The sequence below is a fragment of the Clostridia bacterium genome, assembly GCA_026414765.1.
Classification (GTDB): domain Bacteria; phylum Bacillota; class Clostridia; order Acetivibrionales; family DSM-27016; genus SKW86.
In genome coordinates, this window is the sequence record JAOAIJ010000047.1 from 1 (window position 1) to 22,416 (window position 22,416).

17 protein-coding genes are annotated in these 22,416 nt (G+C 38.8%); 8 read left to right on the forward strand and 9 right to left on the reverse strand.

What is annotated here, in order from left to right; genetic code table 11:
• Window positions 1-210 precede the first annotated feature (210 nt).
• Both rlmD and N3I35_18305 read right to left on the reverse strand, forming a co-directional pair.
• Window positions 211-1,593, reverse strand: a complete 1,383-nt coding sequence (gene rlmD, locus N3I35_18300; protein MCX8132035.1) for a 23S rRNA (uracil(1939)-C(5))-methyltransferase RlmD — start codon at window positions 1,591-1,593, stop codon at window positions 211-213.
• A gap of 153 nt (window positions 1,594-1,746) precedes the next feature.
• Entirely contained in the window at window positions 1,747-4,095 is a 2,349-nt protein-coding gene (locus N3I35_18305) for a methyl-accepting chemotaxis protein (GenBank protein ID MCX8132036.1), read from the reverse strand.
• Between the two features lie 418 nt (window positions 4,096-4,513).
• On the opposite strand from N3I35_18305, the gene N3I35_18310 reads away from it, so the two are divergent.
• Together N3I35_18310 and N3I35_18315 are read left to right on the forward strand one after the other, a co-directional pair.
• Window positions 4,514-5,431: a peptidoglycan DD-metalloendopeptidase family protein gene (locus tag N3I35_18310; GenBank protein MCX8132037.1), complete on the forward strand. Its 918-nt coding sequence runs from the start codon at window positions 4,514-4,516 to the stop codon at window positions 5,429-5,431.
• Between the two features lie 54 nt (window positions 5,432-5,485).
• Complete coding sequence (locus N3I35_18315) at window positions 5,486-5,959, forward strand: polymer-forming cytoskeletal protein (GenBank protein MCX8132038.1); 474 nt, start codon at window positions 5,486-5,488, stop codon at window positions 5,957-5,959.
• 42 nt (window positions 5,960-6,001) lie between these two features.
• Here N3I35_18315 and N3I35_18320 read toward each other — a convergent pair whose 3' ends face one another.
• Both N3I35_18320 and N3I35_18325 read right to left on the reverse strand, forming a co-directional pair.
• Window positions 6,002-6,649, reverse strand: a complete 648-nt coding sequence (locus tag N3I35_18320) for a hypothetical protein (protein ID MCX8132039.1) — start codon at window positions 6,647-6,649, stop codon at window positions 6,002-6,004.
• Between the two features lie 144 nt (window positions 6,650-6,793).
• Window positions 6,794-7,249: a helix-turn-helix domain-containing protein gene (locus N3I35_18325; protein ID MCX8132040.1), complete on the reverse strand. Its 456-nt coding sequence runs from the start codon at window positions 7,247-7,249 to the stop codon at window positions 6,794-6,796.
• Window positions 7,250-7,589: 340 nt separating this feature from the next.
• Between N3I35_18325 and N3I35_18330 the strand changes: the two genes are divergently transcribed.
• Window positions 7,590-10,121 carry a PBP1A family penicillin-binding protein gene (locus N3I35_18330; protein ID MCX8132041.1) on the forward strand — a complete coding sequence of 844 codons (2,532 nt, stop codon included), beginning with the start codon at window positions 7,590-7,592 and terminating at the stop codon, window positions 10,119-10,121.
• Window positions 10,122-10,181: 60 nt separating this feature from the next.
• Here the strand turns inward: N3I35_18330 and mrdA are convergent, their stop codons facing one another.
• Window positions 10,182-12,332: a penicillin-binding protein 2 gene (mrdA, locus tag N3I35_18335; protein MCX8132042.1), complete on the reverse strand. Its 2,151-nt coding sequence runs from the start codon at window positions 12,330-12,332 to the stop codon at window positions 10,182-10,184.
• Window positions 12,333-12,712: 380 nt separating this feature from the next.
• Here mrdA and N3I35_18340 point away from each other — a divergent pair, with 380 nt between their 5' ends.
• The 4 genes from N3I35_18340 to N3I35_18355 all read left to right on the forward strand — a co-directional run bounded on the left by N3I35_18340 (window position 12,713) and on the right by N3I35_18355 (window position 17,622).
• Window positions 12,713-14,020: a M1 family aminopeptidase gene (locus N3I35_18340; GenBank protein MCX8132043.1), complete on the forward strand. Its 1,308-nt coding sequence runs from the start codon at window positions 12,713-12,715 to the stop codon at window positions 14,018-14,020.
• Window positions 14,020-15,105, forward strand: coding sequence for a peptidoglycan bridge formation glycyltransferase FemA/FemB family protein (locus N3I35_18345; GenBank protein MCX8132044.1), 1,086 nt, complete (start codon window positions 14,020-14,022; stop codon window positions 15,103-15,105). The genes N3I35_18340 and N3I35_18345 overlap by 1 nt, the downstream gene beginning before the upstream one ends.
• 66 nt (window positions 15,106-15,171) lie before the next feature.
• Window positions 15,172-16,257 carry an alanine racemase gene (alr, locus tag N3I35_18350; protein MCX8132045.1) on the forward strand — a complete coding sequence of 362 codons (1,086 nt, stop codon included), beginning with the start codon at window positions 15,172-15,174 and terminating at the stop codon, window positions 16,255-16,257.
• Window positions 16,258-16,362: 105 nt separating this feature from the next.
• The gene (locus N3I35_18355; GenBank protein ID MCX8132046.1) at window positions 16,363-17,622 is read left to right on the forward strand and encodes a M14 family metallocarboxypeptidase; all 1,260 of its coding nucleotides are present in this window, start codon (window positions 16,363-16,365) and stop codon (window positions 17,620-17,622) included.
• A gap of 106 nt (window positions 17,623-17,728) precedes the next feature.
• Here N3I35_18355 and N3I35_18360 read toward each other — a convergent pair whose 3' ends face one another.
• The 4 genes from N3I35_18360 to N3I35_18375 form a co-directional block, all read right to left on the reverse strand.
• A complete protein-coding gene (locus tag N3I35_18360) occupies window positions 17,729-19,024 on the reverse strand; it encodes a glutamate-5-semialdehyde dehydrogenase (GenBank protein ID MCX8132047.1) in 1,296 nt (431 codons plus the stop codon).
• Between the two features lie 66 nt (window positions 19,025-19,090).
• Window positions 19,091-19,912: a glutamate 5-kinase gene (proB, locus tag N3I35_18365; GenBank protein ID MCX8132048.1), complete on the reverse strand. Its 822-nt coding sequence runs from the start codon at window positions 19,910-19,912 to the stop codon at window positions 19,091-19,093.
• A 186-nt stretch (window positions 19,913-20,098) separates the two neighbouring features.
• A complete protein-coding gene (locus N3I35_18370; GenBank protein MCX8132049.1) occupies window positions 20,099-20,347 on the reverse strand; it encodes a hypothetical protein in 249 nt (82 codons plus the stop codon).
• Window positions 20,348-20,463: 116 nt separating this feature from the next.
• Window positions 20,464-21,144: a phosphatase PAP2 family protein gene (locus N3I35_18375; GenBank protein MCX8132050.1), complete on the reverse strand. Its 681-nt coding sequence runs from the start codon at window positions 21,142-21,144 to the stop codon at window positions 20,464-20,466.
• Window positions 21,145-21,480: 336 nt separating this feature from the next.
• On the opposite strand from N3I35_18375, the gene N3I35_18380 reads away from it, so the two are divergent.
• The gene (locus tag N3I35_18380) at window positions 21,481-22,404 is read left to right on the forward strand and encodes a Tad domain-containing protein (GenBank protein ID MCX8132051.1); all 924 of its coding nucleotides are present in this window, start codon (window positions 21,481-21,483) and stop codon (window positions 22,402-22,404) included.
• Window positions 22,405-22,416 lie beyond the last annotated feature (12 nt).

Sequence of the window (22,416 nt, forward strand, 5' to 3'; positions counted from 1 at the left end):
AGAAGACCAAACATGAGTGGTAGTTAGTCTTCTAAAACTAAGTTTGTAAAGGGAAAATCCATACTCCCTTTAACAATGAATAATTTCAAATTGTGATTCTATGTGAACCAATTAGTATGGAAATGTATTTTACAATTAAGGTAAAAAATATTTCTTTTAAGTAATGGATACATAACAATAAAGAGAAAAAGCCCTGATTTCTCAAGGCTTTCAACTGTGTTTTCTATCGAGCCGAACCACACACTCAACGTGCGTTGTATGCGGAAACATATCCACCGGCTGTACCTCCACCGTCCTGAACCCATTCTCTGACAAATACTTTAAATCCCTTGCCAGTGTGGAAGGGTTACACGAAACGTACACTATCCTCTCCGGCTGCATTTTCACCAGGGTATCCAGCAATACCTCATCGCAGCCCTTACGGGGAGGATCAACCACGACAACATCTGCCTTTACCCCCTGCTTGTACAATTCAGGAATCACCTTCTCTGCTTCTCCTGCAATAAACTCCACGTTATCCACACTATTCAGTTCTGCATTTTTCTCCGCGTCCCGTATCGCTTCTTCCACAACCTCTACACCATATACCCTCTTTGCCTTTTGCGAAAGAAAGAGTGATATGGTTCCTATGCCGCAGTATAAGTCAAACACCACCTCACTGCCCTGTAAATCCGCATATTTCAGTGCCTTTTCATATAACACTTCAGTCTGCACAGCATTTATCTGAAAAAACGACAAAGGCGATATTTTAAACCTAAACCTCCCAATATAATCGGTAATTGTGTCTTCTCCATATAATTTTATATTTTCATCACCCAAAATGACATTTGTTTTCTGGGTATTCACATTCAGGAATATACTTTTTATAGCGTTAATCCTTGATGTCAGAGCTTCTATGAATGCCTTCTTTTTCGGGAAGTCGCTACCGTTTATAACAATGACAACCATAACTTCGCCGGTTTTGAAACCCACCCGTGTCATTACATGCCGTACAAGTCCTCTGTTTGAAGCTTCATCATATACACTTATACCATTATCCGCTATAAATTCTTTAACAATATTTCTGACCCTGTCACTTATTTCATTCTGTATGCCGCAAGTGGGATTGTCTACGATATCATGGGATCTTGGTGCATAAAACCCCACAGCGAGACCATCCTTTGCATTTCCTACAGGATACTGTGCCTTGTTTCTGTAGTTCTTACCCTCCTGCCCGCTTTCAGCTGACATACCTATGGTATCATGGATTACAGCATCTTCAATTTTCCCTATTCTTTTTAAGCTGTCTTTCACGGTATTCGTTTTGAAATCAAGCTGGGCCTTATATGACATGTGCTGGAGATTACATCCCCCGCACCGTTTGAATGCATGACAAAAAGGTTCTGTCCTGTTTGACGAGGGCTTAATTACTTTAATCAATTTCCCTACTGCATAACTCTTGTTTATCTTAATTATTTTAATTTCAACTGTTTCTCCGACTATTGCCCTTTCGGTAAACACAGTAAAGTTTTCGATTCTGCCCACTCCCTGCCCCTCATGGGTCATGCCGGTGATATCTATAGTGTAATTTTCATTCTTTTTTATATTAACCAAAACCTTGTCTCCCCTTTAATGTAATCTGACGCATACCACACTTCCAAAAAAATTGGGCCCCTATGGGACCCCTATAAGTAATATTTGAATCAGTATGCCATTACTGCTTATTGTTCCAGAATTTACTATGAATATACATGTATTCCCCAACTATTATACTTTATATTGTCCCAAAACACCGCTAAGCTTCTCTGAAGCTTCATCAAGCTTCCTGGATATTGCCTCCATATCCTTTATAACTTTTGCCTGTTCTTCAAGATTCTTATCAATATTTTTTCCTGTAGTTGCCGTTTCGCTTGCAGCTTTTGCAATATTTCCCACAACCTTTACCAGTTCTTCAGTTGAACTGCTCTGCCGGGTTGAGGCCTCCGCAGTACTCTTTATCGAATCTACCACAAACCTTATAGAATCAATTATCTCAAGGATGTTTTCCTTTACCTTGTTAATCTTTACTACACCCTCTTCGACACCTTGGACTCCCTCATCCATCCTATCTACCGCCAGCTGTATCTTTCCCTGTATTCCCTTTATCTGTTCTTTGATTTCTCCGGCTGCTTTGTTACTGCCATCAGAGAGTTTTCTGATTTCATCGGCAAGGACAGTAAATCCTTTTCCCTGCTGTCCTGCCCTTGCAGCTTCTATAGCAGCATTAAGAGCCAGCAGGTTTGTTCTTGATGCTATATCTGTTATAGTATTGGTGATGTCACCTATCTTATCTGAAGATGCCTCAAGTGCACTGATAGTCCCGGCTATCTGCTGTACCGTCTCAGTTACTTTCCTTATAACTGCCTCTGCTTCTTCAACTGCTTTTTCTCCTGTGAAAGCAACTTCTATTGCCTTCATTCCATCTCCGATAACTTTGTTGGTAGCTGCCGACACATCCTTTACGCCTGAAGCAATCTGATCCACTTCAGCCAGGCTGTTTGAAGAACCCTCCGTACCATTCTTAACTGATTCTACAACAGTCTTTACACCTTCGGATATCTTATTTGCATTATCTTTACTATGGCTGAAAATCTCCGACATCTTCTGCTTTAAGGAAGTTATATCCTTGCTGGTATTTATTACTTCTCCTACAATTTTTTGTTGTCCGTCCAGTACACGGTTGACCTTCTCACCCAATTCACCCAGTTCATCCCTGCTGTGAATTTCCGCCCTTACTGTAAGATCACCTTTTTCCGCTTTACCTAAAAGGTTGGTAATAGCCTTTATCGGATTTACAATATTTCTTGAAAGTATGAATGCCAAAAGCATCCCCAACATAAGGCATACAAACGTTATGGCAACAAGAGCCAGCACTATATTGGTTTTAATATCCTGGGACTTTTTAACATCGTCTGCAAGATAGTTCTTAAAGGACTTTTCAAGTCTACCTATGCATTCCCTGTAAGCTGCGAGTATGCTTTTTTCAGAATCTCCAAACATCATCCCCAGCTTGGAGTCTTTCATTCTCCTAATCTCATCGGAAACAGAACCAAATACCTTGTCTATTTCCACATTTACCGTGCCAATACTGTCCATTACCTTTTTATCCTGCAAATTCACAGATAGGGCTGTCAGCCTGATATATTCATTTGTTCTTTCTCTGGCATCCTCATAGTTTTTGAAATTGTCATCTACGAGTATTGCAGTTTCTGCCAGTGTACCATATTTTCTCTGAGTCCAGTAAATGAGCCTGTTTATATTATTTAAAGCATCCATATCCTTTTTAAAATCAGGATACATGAAACCACTGACTTTTTCACTTATTTTTGTACCACTTTTTTTCTGTACTTTCACACCGTCTTCCAGCTTTTTCAGGTTTCGCTCAAGTTCTTCTACTGCAAGGCTCAAGGCGCTGCCGGTATCATCCGCTGTGTTTACTGCTTTAGTAAATTCACTGATATCACGTTGAATATCTGAAACCGTTTTTGCTGCGTTTCCTGTTTTAGCATCCAGCTCTGCAGATAAACCGCTTAATTCATTCAGCCTTACCATCCAGTCCTTCAACCTGTTATTTATCCGGAAACTTATAGAATCCTTCAACTGCTGCTCAAGACTAAGCGCACTTTTTACATTTGCCTGCAGATTTCTGAAGGAATTCCTCAGCTCCTGTTTTTGCTCATGCGCAACTTCATTGAGGATATCATTGTTATATAGTTCATAATATTTTGTATTGAGGCTGTACAGGAGTTCAATATCTTTATTGTCTTCCTGCTTAAGCTTAGTCGATTGCTTTCTCAGCTTTTCAAGGTTTTCTTTAACTATACCATTCAATTTTTCAAATTCATCTTTTTTAGAAATATCGACAGCAATAATACTCCCCGCGACAAGCTGCTGCTGCTTCATCAGAGAGTCCTTAACCTGCTGGATAAGCTCTTCCCTCTCCCTATTCAAATCTATACTGTTCACCGCACCAGAAAGTACAAGATTATATCCAAGAATAGAAATAACCAATGATACCACAGATATTACAATAACTGCTGTAAACGCTAAAATGAGCTTGCTTCTTACATTTATCATCAAATCCGCCCTCACTAAAATCCAGCATACATAACTTAAGCATAAAACTCCATTGTATATAATTCTATATTATATTACAAAATCCTGCTTTATCAAACAAACCTTGCGAATTTTATGATAACTTTCTTAAAGGAATTTCTTATTTTTATAGTTTAGGTTATAAGTCAATAGATAGTGGGAAATACTCTTGTTAAAGGAAATATGGAGAATAAAACGAGAATTTTTCTATAGCCTGACTTTTCCGCATATACCTTTATAAAGCCTGTTTAGCAAATATTACATGTAAAAAAAGGGTTTTTGCCGGTTATGTAGAATAATAAATAGTACCTTTTGTGTATAAACTTATAAAGGAGAATAATAACAATCCTAAAATATTGTTTTTTTCCGGGTTTAAAAACAAAAATAAAGGCAGGTAATAATGGAAAAAGGGAAAGTTAAAAGCAAAGAAAAATACATATCGGTTTTATTTATTCCTCATTTTTCTGCTAACGTTAAGTCAATAAAATTTTCTGCAGTATATAAAAAACTTATTGCATTAATTGTAATTATTGCATTAGGTATAGGAAGTATGATCTTCTATACAGCCTATTCAGCTTTGGAAAACCGGAAGTTGAAAAACATGAATAATGAACTGTCCGGTTTGAATACCGAACAGAAAAAGCTCCTGCAAGAGAAAGAAGCTGAAGTAAACAGCCTGAAGGAAGAAAAAGAAGAGTTTAGTACAAAAGCCAAGGATTTCAACAAAAAGTATAGAGAACTTACCGATAGTTACATCAGCAGGGGTGTGAGATCCGACAGGACCGGTGACAACTCTGCAAGAATGATGGTTTCAGATATTAAAGCCCTCAAGTCGCTGCTTAGTGATATAAATAAACTCAGCGGTATTGAAGGTGACCTCACGGAAGACTTAACCGAAGCAGAAGAAAAACTCAGCAGGTATCTAAAAGAAGTACCAACCCTCTGGCCTGTTTCAGGATCTATAAGTTCAGATTTCGGCCAACGCAGGGATCCCATCACAGGGAAGAAGGGAAGCCATCATACGGGTTTGGACATAGCAGCTTCTTACGGCAGCAGCATCAAAGCCGCTGCAAGCGGTAAAGTGGTGTTATCGGACAGGATAAGTGTCTATGGACGCTCCGTAATGATTGACCACGGTCACGGTATCAAAACCTTTTACGGTCATGCATCAAAGCTTCTGGTAAAGGAAGGTCAGGAGGTAAAAAAAGGTGACGTGATAGCAAAAGTAGGCAGCAGCGGAAGAAGTACCGGAGCTCACCTACATTTTGAAATAAGGGTGGAAAACTCTCCTGTAGATCCGCTTAAGTATCTTGACTAGTATATCTTTAAATGACCGCTTATATAAAATTATAATTTCAAGAGGAGGCATTTTATGTTCAGACAGAAGGAGCCCGGAAGTCCTGACAGCGTTGACACTCTGATAGGAGTAAACTCATATTTCGAAGGCAATATCGAATCCCAGGGAACTATTAGGGTTGACGGAAAGGTGAAGGGAGACCTCAAAATCAGCGGTGATGTTTTTATCGGGAGTAATGCCGTAATTACCGGAAATGTAGAAGCGGGAAATGTTTATCTCTCAGGAACCGTTGAAGGCAATATTAATGCAACCGGCGTTCTTAGAATACTCTCTACTGCGAGACTGTATGGAGATATCAGAGTTCACAGCTTTGTTGCCGATGAAGGAGGTATTTTTCAGGGAAAGTGCAGTATGCTTGATACTCCCGAAATAAATAATTCCTCACAAAAAAGTTCTGCAAAAAAGACTTCTGCAAAAGATTATAAAAAAAGTTCCGTTCTGGATCAGATTTACGAAGAAAAAGATAAATCAGGCGATGTGAATATATGAGTAAAGCAAAAGGTTGGATCAATATCCGACCTTTTTTTGTTTCTATCCTGCATCGCTGATAAAAACGCCATTTTCCCCAATCTCAATATCGGTATCAATTTCCAGCAACCTCTCCTTCAGTAAGAATATCATACCTACTTTTGTTTTTATGCTTACATATACTTTGTTTTTGCCCTGATTATTACATGAGTCAACTGCTTCAGACTTTATAAAACTGACTATATCACCATGCCATCTCAGCTTTAAGTATATTTTCGGCCCGATGCGGGAAAACACGGTATTCCCAATGAAAGCCCCCACAGGGATTTTGAAACCTTCCTTGCTTAATGTATTCAAACTCTTCCGCAGACGCCCCGATACCTCATCTGGAATCCTAATAATACTTTCAGAATGATTATCTCCTGATATTATCTCACCATTCTCCATTTTCATTATGTACTTGAGCTGTCCTTGTCCTCTTTCACTTACAGCAGTATCCCTGATAACACTCTTTGCTTCATCCCGAATCATATCGACAACCCTTGTACATACGATATTTTTTATATATGTAAATGAATAATTTTCTGCATAAAAAACCATAGCTGCCAGTATAATTACTATAGACAGCAGCCTGAACCAGATGTACAATCTTTTGGAATTGCGTCTTTTCAGATACCAGATACGGCGGTAAGTAATAGAATTCCTTATCATCAAAATCCCCTTCAACCGCAACAAAGGATGTTTACAGCCCTATATTCATACTATGGCCGAAAGGTATTTTTTGTGTCTGAATTATGGGAAAACTTTGCATTTGCTCTGCTTATTTAGGTTTGATCATATCTTCAATGGACTTGTTTATAGCTCGTTCACTACCTGGAAAGCCATATACCTTTTTATTGTAGTTTCCATCTGTATGTATATATCCTCAAGAAACATATCATAAAGCTGTTTGTTTTCAATAAGATACTTGCTTTCCAGTGTCTTATCAATAATACTGCAAACCTTTTTCAGGACATCCTTATCCTCAAGGACCTTATAATTTCTGTCTTTAGCCAGTATCAGCTTTACAAGTGAAGGAATTTTCAGGTTGAGATTTTCATTCTGGCTATCCAGCCCCAGAAGCATATCTATATCCAAATCAAGTTCTTTTATGATTTTCAGAACGATTTCCAGCTTAGGATTTGCTTTCCTGCCGTTCTCCAATTGCGAAAGGTATCCTGGTGAAATTCCTATAACCTTTGAAAAATCAATCAGGCTGTATTTTTTTTCTTCCCGTTTGGCTTTTATTATCTCTCCAACCTTTATCTCCACCCTGACACCCCCCCATTATGGCCACCAGTTAACATCAACAGGTGACTAAATATAGTTTATATAAGTTTCGAACATTTTTCAACATAAAACTACAACAATGCCTATTAGAAAAGACATCTCACCACCTGATTCTAAATATTGAAAGAATCGGTAAAACTATATATATCTGCATATATAGGCCCGTTACTTTATTTTAATTAGGCAGTGTTATATTTTTGTGGTATAATCTTATGGTATAATTAATAAAAATCCTTACATATAGTTAAGGCGTTTCAGCAAACTCAGTCTCTGTACTGCATTTGAGCTGCAAACCGTGTTGATGCAAATTAAGGAGGCACATATGAATCCCAAAACCAAAACCGGTACGTCTGGTGTACCAAAGAAGGCCAAGCAGCGTACACCAGCCATGAAATTTATATTAACTGTAACAAAAATACTACTTGTGTTTTTCATAGCACTCTCCTGTGCTTTAGTGGGAATTGTCGGCGGGGCAGTAGTAGGCTATATACGCTCTACCCCACCCGTCAGTGAAGAAATGTTTAAAATTAAAATACAGAACTCAATAGTATATGACATGAAAGAAAAGAAGATAACCGAGCTCACCGGATCAGAAAATAAAAACAGGGAACTTGTTACATATGATAAAGTCCCCAAGTATCTTACCCAGGCATATATAGCAATAGAAGACGAACGTTTTGAAAAACATAAGGGAATCGACTTCAAAAGAACAATCGGAGCTGTACTCAGTTATGTCACAACGGGGGGTAATGCCAAATATGGCGGAAGTACCATTACACAGCAGGTAATTCAGAATATTACTGGAGATAAAAAAAGATCGATCCAAAGAAAGGTACAGGAGTGGTGGAGAGCTATACAACTGGAAAAAAAGCTTGAGAAGTGGCAGATAATGGAGCTATATGTTAACCTCATATATATGGGCGAAAACTATTATGGTGTACAATCTGCTTCCAAAGCATATTTCGGAAAAGATGTCTCAAAGCTATCTCTTGCAGAAAGTGCCGCTCTGGCAGGCATAACCAATCTTCCAGGCAGATACGGGCCTTTCAGAAAAAACGGAAAAGAAAACTGTATAGAACGGCAAAGAATCGTATTAATGAAGATGTTGGAAAATGGGTTTATCAGTAGGACCGAGTATGATCAGGCAATGCAGGAAGAGCTAAAGTTTGCCGAACCAAAGAAATCAGTGGAAAAGGCTACCAGCAAGCAATCTTACTTTGTAGACCAGGTGGTAAAGGATGTCGTAAAAGATCTCATGACTAAGTATGGCTATTCTAAGGAAGTAGCTTTTACCTGGGTGTACAATTACGGTTTGAAAATTTATACTACCCAGGATAGTGAAGTTCAAAGCGCAATGGATCAGGTTTTTCAGGATGAAAAAAAATACTTCCCCGGAAAAAAGAATAAAAAGGGAGAACTTCCTCAGGCTGCCATGGCTATAGTAGATCCGGACACCGGAGAATTGAGAGCTGTATATGGCGGACGCGGCATAAAAAATGCAGACAGTGTTCTGAATAGAGCTACACAGTCAAAGAGGCAGGCAGGTTCAAGCTTCAAGCCCATAGCCGAATACGGCCCTGCTCTTGACCAGCGTCTGATAACGGCAGCAACTGTATTTGATGATGTTCCAGTGTATATGCTGGGTGCAGGTAAAGGAATGTATCCAAAGAACTTTCCGGAGAGATATAACGGAACATATTACAAAATGGGTGTATACAGAGGGCTTACCACTATAAGAACTGCTATTTTCAGGTCAATTAACGTAGTAGCTGCAAAAACCTGGTTGAAGCTTGGTGCAGATACATCCTTCAAATATCTGGAGAAATCCGGTATTAATATGGAAGAAGAAGAAAAATACCTTTCCATAGCTCTCGGAGGTCTCCGCGGAGGAGTAAATCCTTTGAGTATGGCAGCAGCTTATGCGCCTTTTGCTCATAAGGGAATGTATACACAGCCTATTACTTATACGATAGTTAAGGATAGCGAAGGCAATGTAATCCTTGATAAGAAAAAGGATGAAAAGATAAAGCAAAAAAGCAATATAGTATATGAACAATCTACTGCTTTTATTATGACAGAGATGATGAAAGATACCTGCCGTCCCGGGGGTACAGCTTCATATACCGCATTTAAAAATGGTAAGGGCCAGCCCGTGGCTATAGCAGGAAAAACCGGTACTACAAACAACGATGTTGACAGATGGTTTCTCGGCTACTCCCCTTATTATGTCGGTGCTGTCTGGTATGGTTATGACACTCCCACTGAAGTAGTATTGTCAGGCTCAAGCAGAAACCCTGCTGCTGTTATTTGGAATGCAGTCATGCAAAAAGTACATCAGAAAATAGATAACCCGAAAGATTTTACTATGCCTGCAGGTGTAGTAAAAAAACCGGTATGTATATATTCCGGAAAAACCCCTACGGATTTGTGCGCAAAAGACCCCAGAAACAACGCAGTCCGTGAGGAATACTTCATTAAAGGCACTGAGCCGAAGCAAACGGAGCTTTGTGACATTCATGTATCAGCCACTGTCTGTAGTGATCCGAAGAGTAGGGATTTGTATGGCAGACCGTTGCTTGCAGATAAGAATTGTCCTCCGGTAGAGAGTGTGTTCATAAGGCGCCCTGAGCCATATATGCCGTCACAGCCAAGTGATGCGTACCCTGTTGACTGGATATATGAAGTACCTATAGAATACTGTCCGTTCCATAGCTCGCCAGGAACCGGCACATCAATCCCGGCAGAAAAACCAGGCAGCCAGACGGCTCCCTCGCCCGGAAATCAGAGTGAGAACGAAACATTGCCACAAACCGATACTGAAGAGTCTGAAGAATTGACAAACTTCAATGATTAGTAAAAAGCCTGCAAACTTAAGTTTGCAGGCTTTTGTTATTTATTATGAGTAACGTAAATGTCACCATGTAAAGATTACTTCATCCGGCTTTACTGTGCTGTCAACAGTACCTTTATTGTTTACGTTGAAATACTCTGCCAGAATATCACGCGCTACATCAGCTGTATAATACCCGAAAACACCCCGTTCAATTGCTACTGCAACTGCAATTTTAGGATTATCCGCAGGTGCATAGCATATGAACATACCGTTATTGGATTTACCCTTCTTAATTGAGTCATAAGTTTCTGCTGTACCAGTCTTACCTGCTACTCTTATTCCATAATTAGTGTAGAAACTCTCAAATACAGTTGCAGCCGTTCCTTCTGAAGAGTGCTGGGTAACAGCCTCCATCCCCTCTTTTACTGCTGCAATCGTTTCTTTGCTTACAGGCAGTTGTACTGGTTTTTGAGCATTCTCCCTTACTACTGTCCCATCATACGATACAACTCTTTTAATAATGTGAGGCGTATATTTCTCCCCCCCGTTTGCAATAGTAGCAGTATAACTGGCAAGCTGTAAAGGTGTGTAAGTGTTATACTGCTGTCCTATAGCAGATTTTGCAGTATAAACCCTTCCCCATTTGTTATCAGATTGCTTTTTATGATACTCAAGATTAGAACGGATTCCCTCCACCTCACCGCTAAGCTCTATCCCTGTATATTCCCCTAAACCGAACATTTTACCCCACTTGTCAATCTTGTCTATTCCCATACTTATTCCAAGCTTATAAAAGAATATATTACAGGAGGTAGCAAGGGCATCTTTCAAATTTACAAACCCGTGCCCGCTTCGCAGCATGCCGTTGGCATACTCAAGGCATGTGAGCTTCACTCCTTCTTCATAAAAGAATCCCGTGTCCTGTATTTTAGTCTCCCGCGAAATTACACCCTCCTGAAGACCCGCTATTCCGACAAGAGGTTTGAAAGTAGATCCCGGAGGATAAGCTGTAGCTATAGCCCTGTTCATTGTCGGACTGTTAGTACCATCTGTAAACAAAGCAGTTATTTGCTTCTGAGCTTCCTTATTATCCGATCTTTCCAGGAATACCGAGGGGTTATAGTTCGGGTAGCTGGCCATAGCCAGAACTTCTCCGTTATTTACATCTATGGCTACTACTGCCCCAGCAAGAGCATCGCCTTTATTATTCTTATGTGTCTTTCCAGGCTTTCTTTCCCTTATGGCTTTAATAGTTCTTTCCAGAGATTCGGCAGCAACCTTCTGAAGATTCATATCGATTGTAAGTACTACATTATTCCCAGGTTTAGCAGGATTTGAGTTCAGCTCTTCGGTAAAACGCCCTTCGGTGTTTACCTCTACCCTTCTCTGCCCGTCAATTCCCTTTAAATCTTCCTCTGCTGCCAGCTCAATGCCATCCTTTCCTATCAGGTCATTCATCGTATAGCCTTTTGATTTCAGGTTTTCATAAGATTTATCACTGATCTTTCCTATATACCCAAGGATATGTGCAGCATACTGAGCATCATTATATTTCCTTACAGGTTCTATGTCAGTTGTCACTCCCGGAAATTCATGATGCCTTTCCTCAAGCTCGGCTACAGTAACTTTGCTTACATCCCTTGCAAGCAAGGTAGGGTTTAAAGAACTGAAATGCAGCAATTCGTAGCGCATTGCCATTATCTTGTAAGCTTCCTCATCAGTATACTTCTTGTCTATTTTATATTTTTTATCTCTAAGGTACTTGAAGACATCCTCCGCAGTATCCAGTTTATCATCGTTTTTCACCTTCAGAAGCAGGTCCTTTTTAATTTTTTCAATAGGGCTCTTTGCCTTTTTAGCAGAGTCTCCAAACCCTATAGGGTTGAATGTGATATACTTCGTAAAATTCTTGTTATAGGTATCATTATTCTTTTCAAATACTCTTATAAGCTTCATCAGCATATCATTGAGCTCATCGCCCTTAATACCTGCATATACAATCTGGACAGTAAACCCCATTCTGTTATTTGCTAGAGGAATTCCATTCCTGTCTACAATATTCCCTCGGGCTGCAGTGATTTTCCTCAGATTAAAGAGTCTCTCCTGTGAAACTTCATCATAATACTCTCCATTTATGATCTGCAGGTTTACAAGCTTGAAAACTATCACCAATCCAAGGATAATAAAACAGACCGCCAATATATTATATCTATCCTTAATTCTTTCTTTCATAATTTATCTCCGTTTCCGGCGTAGGTTAAATGAATTATCCCTCATTGGAACCCAAACTTCTATGAAGGCTTCTCTGGGACAAAACTCATTATCTCGCGAGCAATTTCTTTCATGGTTCTGAATGGGTAAATATGATGCTGCCGCATACTATATAAAGTATATTAAAAAAACAGTTATATTTCAACATGAATGCTCTGCCATAAAAATTCTTATTGCCTCATTTTGCCGTTTTAAATATGGTTGCGGCTCATGCCGTGCTATGTTATAATGAGCAGGCCATGGATTCTGCTTAAGGTTATCGTTGATGCAGGGAATATTATGGCCGGAAACGCATTCTGTTTCCGGTACAAAAGCAAAAGGCACGGCGAAGGGAGGTAAATATGAAAAAAAAACTCCTTATTACAGTTTTAATTGTTATAATATGTGAGTCTATTGCCATAACCGGCATTTTGTTATATTTACTGTATTCTTCCGGAAACCATAGCTCTGAGAATGTCTCTAATGAAAGTATGGATGCTTACAGAGAGCGTAAGCTTAACAGCAGTCCATTCTATGACATAAAAGCAGATATTGAAACAGAAAAGAATGTAATTATAATAAAGGAAAACATCAATTTTAAGAAGGCATCTGAAAAACTTTTTGCTTATGTGCCATCTGTCAATAGTGCCGTAACCAGAATAAAAAATGTATACTCCGGCAAAACCGAATATGAGCATTCACTTAAAGGTACAGTACTGGAAGTCAAATGCAAAAGTGCCCAGTCAAGTATTACGGTTGAGTATGAGATCTCTCTTGGAAACACGGGCGGCATGCTGGCTTACGATGAAAACAACTATTTTCTGACAAACTTTCTCATTACTCCCGTGGTATATAGTAACGGTAAGCCTGTATATTCATATAAAAGTACTTTCGGTGATCCGTATATATATGAAACAAGTAATTACTATGTATTGTTTAAAACAGATAAAAGTGTCAGTATATTTGCTCCGGGAAGTAATGAAGAGCACATCTTCGGTTCAAACAAGATATCCATTTTTCAGGCTTCTGACATAAGAGACTTCCCTGCCGTTATTTCAAAAAATGTTAACGTGGATAAAAAGAGTTATAATGACATTGATTTGTATTTTGTTGGTTCAAAGGATACTGAAGAATACGTAATAAAGATACTTGAGTATGCACAGAAAAACATAGGCCCATATCCATACAAAAGCCTTTTTATTGTCAAAGCACCTATTTCTCAAAAAGGGATGGAGTTTTCAAATATGGTATTCATCTCCGACCGGTGTTTCAGCAATAAGGAAGATCTTAAGAGGATTACCTACCATGAGATTTTGCATCAGTGGTTTTATGGTATAATAGGTACAGATCAGTTGAATGAACCCTTTTTTGATGAAGGTCTGGTCAACTATCTATCAATTTTGCTTAGCTCTTCCGGGAAGATTGAGGACAAGCTGGCTAAACAGGGCAGCAGTATATTCACCAACAAACCTCTAAGCAGCTATTCATCCCGTGAAGAATATTATGAACTGGCTTATAACAGTTCTGCCGCATATTTTTATAATATACACAAAAAACTTGGCAATAATTTTTATATAATGCTGAAAAAGCTTTATGAAGACAGAAAATATAAAATACTATATTATCAGGAATTTTTGAAATACGTAAGTAACTACGGGGGGAAACAGTAATGAAAACTTACATATGCGATGACAGACAAAAATATAAGGATTTTCTTCTCTCTCACTCAAAATGCAATTTTGCACAATCACCTGAATGGGCAGATGTAAAATCCGAGTGGAAGAGTAAAATAATCATGGCTGAAGATGATAGTGGTAATATTACAGGCGCTATGAATATTCTGATAAGAAAAATTCCTTTCTTTAACTATACGATTATGATGGCCTCTCGTGCACCTGTATGTGACCCTCATGATGAAAAAACCATCAGGGCACTAATGGAATGTGCAAAACAGCTGGCAAAAATTCATAAGTCCTATGTTCTTATGCTGGAACCCGATGTAGAAATTGAAGACAGGGAGTTTGGGCAGTTGGTAAGAAATATGGGTTTTATAGTCAAAAATGATTCTAAAAACTTTGAAGGTATAAATCCGAGATTTGTATATAGAAAAGATATAAAAGGAATGTCCGAAGAGGAATTGATGCAGTCTTTCCATCAAAAATGGAGATATAATATACGCCTTGCTGAGAGAAAAGGTGTAGAGGTAAGAATAGGCGACAAAAGTAATATCCCCGAGTTCCACAAGATAATGATAGAAACGGGTTTGAGGGACAACTTTGTTACCAGGAGCATTTCATACTTTGAAAAAATGTATGATTGTATGGCCCCAGACCACTTAAGATTATACCTTGCTTACTATGAAGGGAAAATAATAGCAGGTACCATAACAATAATGTACGGCAAAAAATGCTGGTATCTGTATGGTGCAAGCAGTAATGCATACAGGAATGTAATGGCAACGTACCTGCTTCAGTGGGAAGCAATGAAGTGGGCTCTTGAAAGCGGATGCGACGTTTATGATTTCAGGGGTGTATCCGGCGACATGGATGAGAACAATCCGCTTTACGGAATTTACCGTTTCAAAAAAGGATTTAATGGTCAGCTTGTAGAATTAATCGGGGAAATCGACTATATATTCAAGCCATTGATTTATCTCGTGGTCGATAAGGGTTTTAAAGCACTAAGAGCTATCAGGTCAAAAATCTATAAGCTAAAACACGCCGATAGCGCAGCAAAAGCCAAAAATCAGGAATAAGCGGAAAGACCAACCGGTATTTCTTACTCTTGATCTTCTGGAATACCTGCTTGGGAGGGGGGCATCATGAAAACACTGGTTATAGAAAAAGATAAACTTGTAAGCAATATACAATGCATAAAAAACATGACAAGCTCTACAATAATTGCCGTCCTTAAAGGAAACGGCTACGGCCTCGGTATTATTGAGTTTGCACGGATCCTGCTGGAAAACGGTATTGACTACTTTGCCGTATCTGAGATTGATGAAGCAATAACGTTGAGGAATAATGGATTTGACAACCCTATACTTTTGCTCACGTCAACCAGTATAGAACAGGAAGCTGAAATTATAGCAAAAAATAACATAATGGCAACAGTCGGTTCGGTAAACTCTGCAGTTGTGATGAATGAGACAGGAAAAAAGCTTGGTATGGTTGTAAACGTGCATCTGAAAATAGATACAGGCTTTGGCAGATTTGGCTTTTTGCCCGGGCAGATAGACAACTACTACTCACTCTTAAAATCCCTTGATAATATAAAAATCTTAGGGACTTATTCCCATCTATCATTTTCATTTACCAAAAAGCCTAAAATCGTGCAAAACCAGTTTGAAAAATTCCTAAAATGTACCGAAAGTCTAAAGCAAAACGGGATTGAAACAGGACAGCTTCATATAGCTAATTCCTGTGCCTTTTTAAGGTTTGACGTCATGCATCTTGATGCTGTCAGGATAGGATCTGCGTTTCTAGGGAGAATCCCCATAGAAAACAAGTACGGGCTTTCAAAAATCGGTTATCTGAAATCAACTATAATTGAGTTTAAAGACATTCCCGAAAACAGCTTTATAGGCTATGCAAATACATTCAAAACAAAGAGGAATACGAGGATAGGCATAGTCCCGGTAGGCTACAAGGACGGCTTTGGTGTAGAAAAATCCAGGGATACGTATAGGTTCAGGGATATTCTCAGATATATTTATAATGATATCAAACTCCTTAGGAAGAATCTGTTTGTAAGGGTAAATGGCAAGAAGGCAAGGATACTGGGCAGAATCAGCATGTACAATATTATTATAGATCTGACCGGTGTGGAAGCTGAAATAGGCGATGATGTCCTTTTGGAAATAAATCCGGTCTTGATAGAAAGTTCTATAAAAAGAGAAATGATCTAGTCTATTTGTTACATTCATACATTATTATGTGCATATATATTTTTTGCATAAGGAAAGCCATGGAACATGGCTTTCTTAATACCATTAGAAACGAGGTTGTGCCTTGTGCGAAGAATTATTAAAATCCCCATCTTTGCATTTGTTATGCTGCTTCTTCTATCTATGAGTTATTCTCAGGTAACGCAAAACATAAATACTGTAGATACGTTGCTTGAAGGTGTACTCCCTCAGCCAAAGGGGGATTTGCTCTCACCTGCCGAGGAAAAAAAGGTAATGGGTGCATATTACGTACAGCAGGCTCCCTCTGTTGTCAAACCCTTTCAAGTGTATTCTTATGAGCAGATGATAAATGATGCCGAAGCGCTGAAAAGACTATATCCTGATTTGATACAAACCAAATCTCTGGGTAAGACACCTGATGGCAGAACACTTTTGCTTATAAAGCTGGGAAAAGGAAATAAAATGATTACCTTAAATGGCAGTCATCATGCCCGTGAATATATTTCTAGCACACTCCTGATGAAGATGGTAGAAGAATATGCATATTGCTATAAGATGAATATTCCTTTTAAGGGGTATGATGCCAGGCGGATACTTGATCAGGTAACTCTTTATATAGTACCGATGGTTAATCCGGATGGTGTCACTCTGGTACAATACGGACCAAGTAAGCTGAAAAATCCGGACAGTATAAAAAAGATAAACAATGGTAAAAAGACCTACAAAAGCTGGAAAGCTAATGCAAAAGGAGTAGATTTGAACTACCAGTACCCTTTTGGCTGGGAGCATATCAGGAAGCTTAAAGGCCCCAGATCCGAGGGTTATAAAGGCACTTCTCCAGCTATGGAGACAGAAACCAAGATATTGATGAATTTTACACTTGAAAATCCGTTTTTGATACATGCAGCATACCATACGCAGGGTGAGATAATATTCTGGTATAACGGACAAAAAGGTGATTTATACAGTCAGTCGAAGAAAATCGGAAAAAACCTCTCCAAGGTTACAGGCTATAAATTACTAAGTGAATCCAGTCAGAAAAAATCTTATGGAGGGTATAAGGACTGGACTGTCACAACATTCAAGAAGCCCGGCTTTACAATTGAGTTATGCCCTTATGTCGGAAATTTTCCATATCCGGATAAATGGTTCAATAATGTATGGAACAAAGCCGGAGCTACAGGACTTCTTCTAGCGAAGGAAGCTATCAATATAGACAGCTATGATTATCAGGTCTATAAAGGTGAAAAACTTGTACAGTTATTTAATAATTACCAGGATGCAGTGAATTTTTCTAAAGCCTATAAGTTTGACAAGGTTGCATATTTGGGTAAAATCCTATGGAGTAAGTCCGGAAGCCCTTAAGCATAATTTTTTTAAAATATAAAGATACTCCGGAAGATCAAATTCCAGAGTATCTTTTTGCATGTAAAGCTTTGATATTAAGATATAGATTACTCTAAAATACTATTTATAGCGGAAACTTTTTATCCAAAACCTTATGTTTGAAAGTCCTTGCTTTTTTAGAATAATCATCCACAATATGACCATCGCCCAGAAGCATATATTTATATATTAAAAGTCCTTCCATACCTACAGGTCCTCTTGAATGTATCTTGCTTGTACTTATGCCGATTTCTGCACCGAATCCATACTTGAAGCCGTCGCTGAACCTCGTAGAGCAATTCCAGAATACATTACCCGAGTCCACCAGGGACATGAATCTGGCTGCTTTCTCTTTACTCTTTGTAATTATGCTGTCCGTATGTCCCGACCCATAAGTGTTTATATGCGCAATAGCCTCATCCATATCCTTTACAAGCCTGATTGAAAGTTTATAGTCCAGGTACTCTGTTTTCCAGTCCTCTTCAGTAGCTGCTCCTACGGGAATTATCGACTGTGTACCCTCACATCCCACCAGTTCCACATTCTTTTTTTCCAGTTCCTTTTTAAGTGCAGGGAGGAACTCAGCCGCCACCTTTTCATTCACCAAAAGAGTTTCTAGAGCATTGCATACGGCAACATACTGGGTTTTAGAGTCATCTACTATTCTTACCGCACTTTGCAAATCTGCCTCTTCATCCACATAGCAGTGACATATACCGTCGGCATGGCCCATTACCGGTATTCTGGAGTTATCCATTATATAACGGACAAACTCATTTGAGCCTCTAGGAATGATTAAGTCTATATATTTATCCATTTTCAGCATTTCATTGACATCTGATCTTGTTTCGAGCAATTTTACCCAGTTTGAAGGAATACCTGCTTTTTCTGTAGCATTTGCAACAATGTCTGCCAATATCCTGTTTGTTTCCTTGGCTTCCGATCCACCCTTAAGCAGTACTCCATTCCCGCTTTTTAAACATAACGTGGAAATCTGTACAAGGGCATCCGGCCTTGATTCAAAAATGATTCCTATTACCCCTATAGGGCATGTTACCCTATACAATTCCAGATTGTCATCAAGCTCATTTGCAAGCAGCGTTTTCCCAACAGGGTCTTCCAGCTTAATCAGGCTTTTTATTCCATCTATCACATCAGCGATTTTTGCCTCATCAAATTTCAGTCTTTTCATCAGCGGAGCTGCAAGCTTTTCTTTCTCTGCATTTGACAAATCTTCCGTATTCGCCTTAATAATCTCGTCTTTTCTTTTTAATAATTCATCGGCTATGCTCTGCAGCGCTGCATTCTTTAGTTCAGTCCCTGCTGCAGATAACTTTATTGAAGCTTCCTTGACCTGGGAAGCCAGTTTAATCATATCCATGTTAATCTCTCCCACTACTTATTTTTGCACCCGTAAAAACATGCGGATGCTAAAGTCTTTCAGAAATTATATTTCTTTCAGACCTTTACCCTCCCCAGAAGTAAACAAGGTTCCTATATCCTTGCCGTTTATGATATCCATTACTATATCAGGGTTTTTACCGCTGGCTATTACCATATGAACATCTGCCGCAGTTGCTATCTTTGCAGCAAAAAGCTTTGTTATCATGCCCCCTGTGCCTCTTTTTGTACCGGCACCCCCTGCTGATTTTTCTATTTCCGGGGTTATGCTTTCTACTACAGAAATCATTTTCGCATCCGGGTTATTTCTCGGGTCACTCTCATAAAGCCCGTCAATATCAGATAAAATTATTAATAAATCAGCTTTGATCAGCTTTGAAACAATTGCTGAAAGTGTATCATTCTCACCGAATTTGATTTCCTCAACAGAAACAGAATCGTTTTCGTTGACTATGGGAATAATTTCTTTTTGCAGCAAAGTCTCAAAAGTATTAATTACATTTTGTCTTCTATGCTCATCCTCTACCGCATCCCTTGTTAAAAGGATCTGCCCTACTATATGTCCGTAATCCGAGAAAAATTTGCTATATATATGCATCAGTTCGCACTGTCCGACGGCAGCAACAGCTTGCTTTTCAGGTATGAGTTTGGGTTTTTCCTTCAATTTCAACTTATCAACCCCTACTCCTATCGCACCTGATGTTACTAATACTACCTCTTTCCCCTGATTGGATAAGTCTGATAAAACCCTCGCAAGTCTATCTATCCTGGTAAAGTTAACCTTACCTGTATCATAAGTCAGAGTTGAAGTTCCAACCTTTATAACAATCCTTCTGGAATCTTTCAGGGCCTCACGTATTTTATTCATAAATGACTCCTCTTACTATCTGTATCAGAGCTTTTTATCCGTAAAGACAGTTCTGCTCAATGATTGTTTAGTCGTGATCCGAAATCTATAATTTTATATTATACACCAATAGTACTACGTTTTCTATATTTAATAGCGAATAAATATAAAAGAAAGTATCCCATCCTTGATACTTTCTTTTAATATTTACCTATTTTCATATTCGCTTTTTTCAGGAAAGACTCCTTCTATTTCCACTGCCTCAGTATTTTCATCCCTTGCTGCATCTTTACCCCGTACAGTTGTAATTTGGTCTATGCCGCTAGAGGTATCCGTCGATCCGGTTTTGTCTTTCTTCGATGCAATCATTGCATAATCATAACCTATGAGAAAGCCTATTAAGGCCATACTAAGAAACAATACCAGCAATTTGCTTCCGAAAAGCCGCTTTAACATGCTCACACCACCTATAAAGTATACACTTTAATATTGTGCACAATTTATAGGAATAATATACAAAAAGCAGGGATTCACCCTGCCTGCAGCACTTTAGCCGGCAAATAACCGTTAGTTCAATTGCGTGCCGGTGCTCTTTTCATCTTGATCAGCCTTATATATGCAGATATACGTTTTACAGGCACTTTACTCCATAAGTAATCATTTGTATAGAGAAAATACATAGCCAACCCCAGAATTGTTGCAGAAACAGCATCCCAGACATAATGCTGCTTTATGAATAAAGTTGATAGAGTAATAGCTATATAACTGATAACCGCAAATGCACCAACAAGTTTGTTTTTCGTATACTTAAGCAAAAACAATGTGGGCAGGATAGTATCAAGTACATGTATACTCGGGAAACAGTTATACGGGTTATCATTTGAATATATACCCCTTACCAGACTTGAAAACAGGTCATTTCCTGTAACTTCAGGCCTGGGTACTGTTGTAGGGAAAAAGTAGTAAATGATAAAGCAGATCAGAGTTCCCGATATAATACACGCGAGTAGCCTATAATAGTATTTGTAATCGGCAAACAGGAAAAACACGAGAACAGCAAACACATACACATACCAGTATATATAGGGTATAACGAAATGCTGGCTGAAGGGTATCAGTTCATCCAGAACTGTGCTGATATTTCTTACCTTACTGCTGTAATTATTCAGTATAAAGTAAAAAATCTGTATTGCAGGAATAAGAAGCAAAAAGCATGCTCTGAATAAAATTTGTAGTACCTTGTTTCCGTTCATATTTCCCCCAACATTTCCAAGCTTATCATAAATCCGATTGAAAGTTCTTCCAGAAGTATTATACTACAACAAAAGCAAAAAGTCTTAAATATAAACAAAAATTAATATTTGTATTTAGTATAGGTAATGAGTTCTGAACTTAACAGTATACGTGAATGTCAAGAGTTGTCAATGTATATTAAGATAGTAATCTATACCCATAAAATATGAATACTTTATCCTAGACAGGTATCCCAAAAATCGGCGGGTTGATACGAATTATTATTATAAACCTTTGTTTTCGTATACCCTCTCTTTTCGAAACAAATATATACTATTTTGCAGGAGGTTTTTCTTATGGCTAAATACTTCTACAATATAAGCAAGAGCCGCAAGGGAACATCTGTAGTTTTTTTTGCAGTTATTCTTACATTGATTTCAGGTTTTGCTGCTCTAACCATAGATATAGGTTCACTGGTCTGGCAGAAAAACAGACTCGCATCTGCAATAGATTCTGCGGCACTTGCGGGTGCTCAGGAACTAATAACCAACTCCGGCTATGCCAACAGCGTCATAAACACCTATATTCAAAAAAACATAGGTACTTTAAAAGAAACCAATATAACGGTCGATAATAGCAACCGCACCATACAGATTAAAGGAGCCAAAAGTATTGAAACTTACTTTGCCCGTGTACTGGGTATAAAAACAATGGAAATAAAGTCATCAGCTAAGGCTAAGGTTGAAAACATCAGCTCCCTGAAAGGAGCCAGACCTCTTGCGGTAATTCAGCAAACTTTTATATACGGTAATATATATACACTGAAGGAAGGAGCCGGTGACGGAACATCCGGCAACTATGCCGCAATAGCACTGGGAGGAACCGGCGGGTCCATATACAGGGATAATCTTCTTAACGGTTTCAACAGTACTATCAGTGTAGGCAATCAGATCCAGACAGAAACGGGTAATATATCCGGTACGACAGAAACCTGTATCAATCAATTGGTAAATGGATGCATCCACACGCCTCGCTGTACCTATCAGTATTACAACAAGAATTGCTCCAGAATTATCTTTCTTCCAATAGTTAATACTCTTGATGTAAGCGGCCGCAAGTATGTAAAAGTATTGGGTTTCGGAACATTCTTTCTCGAAGGGGTAACAAACCAAGGCGGGCAGGCAGATGTAACAGGACGGTTTATTACTTACAGCATGCAGGGGGAAACCTCAAGCGCAGTAAATGATTATGGTACATATGGGATACGACTGGTCGAATAGAAAGTAAAATAT